This is a genomic window from Stenotrophomonas sp. S39 (genome assembly GCF_016624665.1).
Taxonomy (GTDB): Bacteria; Pseudomonadota; Gammaproteobacteria; order Xanthomonadales; family Xanthomonadaceae; genus Stenotrophomonas.
Map to the genome: position 1 here is coordinate 1 of NZ_JACVTT010000160.1, position 5,423 is coordinate 5,423.

At 58.7% G+C, this 5,423-nt stretch carries 5 protein-coding genes and 2 pseudogenes; 1 reads left to right on the plus strand and 6 read right to left on the minus strand.

Features of this window, described 5'->3' with window-relative positions; all coding sequences use genetic code 11:
- Window positions 1-481: pseudogene (locus IAE41_RS21675) on the plus strand (YncE family protein); the annotation flags it as partial.
- Between the two features lie 84 nt (window positions 482-565).
- Here IAE41_RS21675 and IAE41_RS21680 read toward each other — a convergent pair.
- The 6 genes and pseudogenes from IAE41_RS21680 to IAE41_RS21705 all read right to left on the minus strand — a co-directional run.
- The gene (locus IAE41_RS21680; protein WP_200734523.1) at window positions 566-1,405 is read right to left on the minus strand and encodes a hypothetical protein; all 840 of its coding nucleotides are present in this window, start codon (window positions 1,403-1,405) and stop codon (window positions 566-568) included.
- A gap of 50 nt (window positions 1,406-1,455) precedes the next feature.
- Window positions 1,456-2,298: a hypothetical protein gene (locus IAE41_RS21685; RefSeq protein WP_200734524.1), complete on the minus strand. Its 843-nt coding sequence runs from the start codon at window positions 2,296-2,298 to the stop codon at window positions 1,456-1,458.
- Window positions 2,299-2,451: 153 nt separating this feature from the next.
- Window positions 2,452-3,315 carry a hypothetical protein gene (locus IAE41_RS21690; RefSeq protein WP_200734525.1) on the minus strand — a complete coding sequence of 288 codons (864 nt, stop codon included), beginning with the start codon at window positions 3,313-3,315 and terminating at the stop codon, window positions 2,452-2,454.
- Entirely contained in the window at window positions 3,312-4,646 is a 1,335-nt protein-coding gene (locus IAE41_RS21695) for a hypothetical protein (RefSeq protein WP_200734526.1), read from the minus strand. The genes IAE41_RS21690 and IAE41_RS21695 overlap by 4 nt, the downstream gene beginning before the upstream one ends.
- Before the next feature lie 21 nt (window positions 4,647-4,667).
- Window positions 4,668-4,805 carry a hypothetical protein gene (locus IAE41_RS21700; RefSeq protein WP_200734527.1) on the minus strand — a complete coding sequence of 46 codons (138 nt, stop codon included), beginning with the start codon at window positions 4,803-4,805 and terminating at the stop codon, window positions 4,668-4,670.
- Window positions 4,806-5,069: 264 nt separating this feature from the next.
- Window positions 5,070-5,423: pseudogene (locus IAE41_RS21705) on the minus strand (hypothetical protein); the annotation flags it as partial.

Here is a 5,423-nt window from a genome sequence, read left to right on the forward strand (position 1 = left end):
GGTGGTGGGTACCGATTCGAAGAAGGTGGTGGCCCAGCACAAGATCGCCGCCGAACAGCCGATGAACATCGCGCTGGACCCGGACGGCAAGCGCCTGTTCGTGACCGACCAGGGCTCGGCGATGATCCGCGACTACGTGACCAAGAGTAGCGAGGGCTTCGTCAGCAAGCACCCGGGCCAGCGCGTGCTGGTGCTCGACCGCAGCACCGGCAAGGAACTGGCCAGCCTCCCGACCGATGCCGGCCCGCTGGGCATCCTGCTGGACGCACCGCGCAAGCGCCTGTACGTGACCAACCGCGAAGGCGGCACGGTGACCGCGTATGACAGCGCCAGCTACAAGAAGGTGGCCAGCTATGCGGTGCCGACGCACCCGAACAGCCTGGCGCTGGATGCGAAGAACAACGTGCTGTTCGTGAGCATCAAGAACGGCGAGAAGGATGCCAAGGGCTCGGAAGAGAGCGTGGCGCGCATCCAGCTGTAAGGCGGTAGCGCCGGGAAATGCCTGGCGATGAAGGAATGGGTAGCGCCGGGCCATGCCCGGCGGTTTCCACGCGGCGTAGTGCCATTAATTACTCTCGCTGGGATCGCACTGCGCCAGACAGTTTCCACTGCGGCCCAGGATCGGTCGTACAGGCGAGTCGTGGCGCTGCACGCTCCAGACCATGTTGAGGCCATCGGCCGAAGACCCCGGATAGGCGAGCCAGGTTCCCCGCGCGTCCGGCGCAAGCTGGGAATCTGCACGGAACGCGCTTGCACAGTGACCGTAGAGGTAGGCTGCCCCCAAGGACGGCGGAGTTCGGGGATCCTCCCAGTCTGAGTACAGGCGGCTATGCAGCACAGGACAGAGCATGCCTTTATCTACGACAAGGGAGTAGCGTGATGTCTGATCGATGCGCGCCACGGCGTTGAACGATCGAGACCTTCGCAGCGCGGCCGTGCGTGGGGTTCGGTAGTAAACCGAAGCCCAAGGCCACAGCCGCGCTTGCTCGAGTCGAATTTCCATCATCTGCTCACCTACAGCAGCGGTGTCACTGGAGTGGGTGATAACGCCAGTACGGTCAAACAGGTAGTAATACTCGCGGCCCATGGCAGTGGGATCATCTGCGATGACAATGGATCTGAATGGCCATTCCGCAGCAGGGCTGTAGCTCAGCATGCCGGGCTCGATGGGATGATCCATACCAAGAGGTAGTCGCCAGATCGAACGGTCGTCCGGGAGGGGAATATGTCGATAGGGCTCATCTCCATCCCGTACGCAATGGAGCATCTGCCCATCACGATTGACGAAGGTGATGGCGGGCGTGCCAGGACACTCGATGCGTCGCGGAGGGCTCTTCAACTCACCTGCGGGCGCGTCAGAGGCCGCCGTTGACAGGAGTAGCAAGGAAAACAGAGCGTACTTCATGGGTAATGTCGATTCCTGCAGTTCAACGGCACACAAACCTTGAATGCGTTCTAGCGATTCGACTCATCGCTGCCGCACAGCGCAACGCACTTCCCTTTTCGGTCCCGCACCGGACGTTCTGGCTCGTCATGGCGTTGGAAGGTCCAGAAAAGCTCGCGCTTGCTGATTGGAAATCCTGGATACGTGTAATAAGTCTGCGGATCATGCTCGATCCCTGGGAAGCTGAAAGAGCGGCTTTCCGCATTGCCGCAGTGGCCGTTGACGTACGTCCCGGTGTTGTCGCCAGAGCGCCGGTCGCGCGGCCAGTTCGCAAACTCGGCTTCCTCCAGGATTGGGCAGAGCATGGCCTGCTCGACTATCAGTGCAAAGTACGACGGATCGTTAACCCTTTGCATGGGATCACGGTCCGTTCCTGCGTCGCCATTCTTGCCGGTAGGCATCCGGTAGTACACATTGGCAGTGGGCCAAACGCGCAACCCTGAGATGGTCATCTCCGCCATTCTTTCGCCGATTGCTTCTTCCTTGCTGGAGTCGATTACGGTGCCGTTGTGATCAAAAATGTAGTACGCATCCCTGCTGTGGCGCGCCGGCAGACTCATGATGACGATGGATCGAAAAGGCCAAGCATCAGCCCAACGGAAGTTGCTGGTCCCACGGGGAGGCTGTTCGATGCTCCCGAAGTTCAAGCTCCAATGCGCGCTGTCGTCTGGAGGGGTGACGTCCTTGTATGCATCCTCGCCTTCTTCGGGCTCGCACTGATACTGGCGGCCTCCAAGGAAGCTGACGGTTGCGGGTGGCTGTGGGCAGTTTTCGCCGATTGCTGTTGGAAGATCCTCAACCGGTGCTTGGATTGCGCCTGCAGATACGAGGGAAAGAAGCAGCATCATTTTCATGATTCGATGTATCCCAGCCTGATGTGAATGTGATGAAGCTTCCAGCTATTACAGTTAAGCCAGCCGGGCATGAGAAAAGACAAGCTGCTCTCATACAGCCATCAAAAGCCGGACAGCACTGCCAGCTCGATCTGTAATTGGTTGGCGCAGCCTTCATTCCTCCTGTGGGTGTTCGGCCTCATCCGGTTGCGCGCAGAGGGCCACACACTCCCCCTTTCTATTGAGAACCGGGCGCCGAGGTTCATCATGGCGTTGGAAACTCCAACGAAGATCGAGGCCGCCGGCCTTGAAGCCCGGGTAGGCGTAGTAGTGCGGATTGCGAATGTCGTCGTCGGGGAATCGTGATGGGATCCTGTATGAGTCTCCACAGTGTCCATTCACGAACTTTCCTGCGGGATAAGTCGAATCATCGAGGTGTGCCCATTCGCTGACGTAGCTTTCATCCAGCACAGGGCACAGCCTTCCCCCACTCAGGATCATTGCGAAGCCTGCAGCTGCACCGATTCGCTCTGTGGACCTGCGCGGTTCCATAGCCTCGCCAGCGGTGGGAAGTCGCATTCGGTAGTAGATCTTCGCGGTGGGCCACAGTCGGACGCCAGAGATCCGCACTTCCGTCATTCGATCACCAATTGCATCAGGCGCATTGGAATCGACCACGATCCCTTGCTGATCGAAGACGTAGTAGTACTCCACGTGATGCGCTGCAGGATTGTCACGCGAGATGATTGCTCGGAACGGCCAATCCTCTACAGGGTGGTAACTGCCAGTGCCACGAGGAGGCAGGTCTGCCGAGCCGAACGGGAGCATCCAGTGGGACTTTTCGTCCGGTGGAGTGACGTCGACGTAAGGATCCTGTCCCTCCTCCGGTCGGCACTCATAGATGCGGCCTTCCACAGTACGGATGGTAGCGGGTGGCTCCGGGCAGTTGATTGGGCCGATTGCACTGCCAGGAAGCCTCTCGAAATCCAAATGAAGGCCAGCGGCGGCTGCGAGAAAAACCATTCCGATGGGCGTCATGGTTGGTCGTTTCCTACACTGATATGAAGGTGATGCACATGGGTCGCATCAGTGCGAATGGCGAGATCGCGGGGCCGATCTGCTGCTCCAACGCCGAGCTCACCATAAGTCAGTGCCCATGGCCCGCCCAGCCAACCAGCTCCCCCTTGCGCTCGCGCATTGGCTATGTACTGATGAACTCTGTAAGAGAACTCGCGCATTCGCGTGCGCTCCGGTGACTCGCGCCTGCCATCGCCAAGCGGATTGGACTGTGCCGAATCCTCACTGTGGAAGTGAATCGAAACGAGCTGCGGTTGGTTGTTCTCGTCCATCACGGTTTTCTTGGCGTGTGTGAGATCTATCGCCGACGCATAGCGGTGTCTTGTCGAGCCGACGTGTGGACGCCAAGCTCCAGTGACCCGTGCATACGTTATGTCCAGGTCGTCCATCATCTTAAGCAGAAATTCCATCGTAGCTGGATGCGTGCGACGCAATGATTCGTCCGCCATCATGCGGTTATTGGGTTGTCCATTGTCTGCGAGGAAGGAGAGTCTGCCTCGTCCGCCAGTAGTCGACTGATGGTTGAACTCCACTTCTCGTCCACCGAAGGTCAGGAAGCGGCTGTGTGCAATGTCACCAGTACCGCTGCCGACATTCAATCCCTCACTGTAGAGGTCAGTTAATGCTTCCCGATAAGCGCTTCCTTGCACTATCGGGTGCTGGGTCCCATAGGTGCGTGAGGCATCGGCCCACAGTTGGAACGATATGAGGTGATTTCCGAGGTCAAGGGCGCTCTGCAGTTCCTGGCTTGAGTGAGCATCAGTGAACTTTAAGAAGTCCTGGTCATTCGGAATGCTGTCAGGCCCAGTTCCTCTTGTACGAAGAAGGCCGTTGGTGTTCAACGCCCGTATGGACAGGGTGCAGTCTGAACTCTGATTGACGTCAAGCTCTACTAAAGGTTGAACTTCGCGTCCGCTTTGCCCTCCGTCAGCCAACATGTGCTGCTGTATCTCAAACAACGCGTTTTCAGGGAAGTCTTCGGTCGGCTCTTTGATGTACAAGCGGTAGCGGCCGGCCCCCTCTACTCTGATAAGAATGGTGCCACTGCCAGGGGTGCGCTGAGCAATCTCGGGCGGATGTGGTGCAACTCTCCAAGTATCGGGAGTTTCAGTTGTGGCATGCACAATCACATAAGGCAGGATGGAGGCGGGAACGGTTTTGCCACCATTCTTCATCTGCAACTTGATCTTCGCGTAGTACACTTGATCCAACCGGCACACGCTCATCGTGACGCCGTCTCCGTCAACTTCGGTGTGAAAGGGGACTTGTAGCGCACCGATTGGTCGGTTCATTCGACGTAGTCCTGTGTCTTGTCAGATAGGGTCCATCTGCAGCGGTATTGCAACGGCGGGTGCGATCACGCGCACGCTCTTGTGAGCGTTTTCTTCATGTTGGAAGCTGCCGATCAGAACCCACGAGCCGTCGTCGCGCTGCACGTCCAATGAGAGCATCGCGGGACCTTCAAGCAACCACGTGCCCTCTGTCTCGAGGGCTGATGCGGCGCGGCGGGATAGCAGGCGGGTAGCCTCTCCATCAGCACCGGTGACGCCCGCTCGGGTTCGCCGCGGGCGTCGCGCAGGCGATAGCTCAAACCCTCTACGGGCGTCCCCAATGATGTGGAGAATCTCAGTTCGGTGATTCCGTGCGACGTCCGGTGCGTGTGCGTTTTCAAGGTGGGCCCTGCGTAAGTAAGGGTATGGGTAAGCGGGCTGGTATCAGCAACCGCAGTCGTCGTCTTCGTCCATCAGGGATTCTTCGATGCGCCAGCGACCCCGGCCGATGTAGGCCGTCACGCCAGTCGGCCTCTCAGTCGCGGCGGTAATACTGCGCCCGCTGTCATCGGTAACGCCCTGGGCCAACACGTCACCGTCAGCGGTGACAATCTTGTAGTACGTGCTGGGCCGCGCCCTTTGCTCCGCATCCACCACACGCAGCTTCCCGCGATATTTCAACCGTGGCGCAAGCTGCCTCGGCAACGGAGCGATGCCAGCATGATTGAACTCGCCCCCCAAGAACGCATGCTCACCCGCCTTGACCTTGAACTCACCCGGGCAGCTGAACGTGATGTT

Coding starts and splice junctions, on each gene's coding strand:
- IAE41_RS21680 (WP_200734523.1), bottom strand. CDS start 1,405: ATGAAGTACGCTCTGTTTTCCTTGCTACTCCTGTCAACGGCGGCCTCT.
- IAE41_RS21685 (WP_200734524.1), bottom strand. CDS start 2,298: ATGAAAATGATGCTGCTTCTTTCCCTCGTATCTGCAGGCGCAATCCAA.
- IAE41_RS21690 (WP_200734525.1), bottom strand. CDS start 3,315: ATGACGCCCATCGGAATGGTTTTTCTCGCAGCCGCCGCTGGCCTTCAT.
- IAE41_RS21695 (WP_200734526.1), bottom strand. CDS start 4,646: ATGAACCGACCAATCGGTGCGCTACAAGTCCCCTTTCACACCGAAGTT.
- IAE41_RS21700 (WP_200734527.1), bottom strand. CDS start 4,805: ATGCTCTCATTGGACGTGCAGCGCGACGACGGCTCGTGGGTTCTGATC.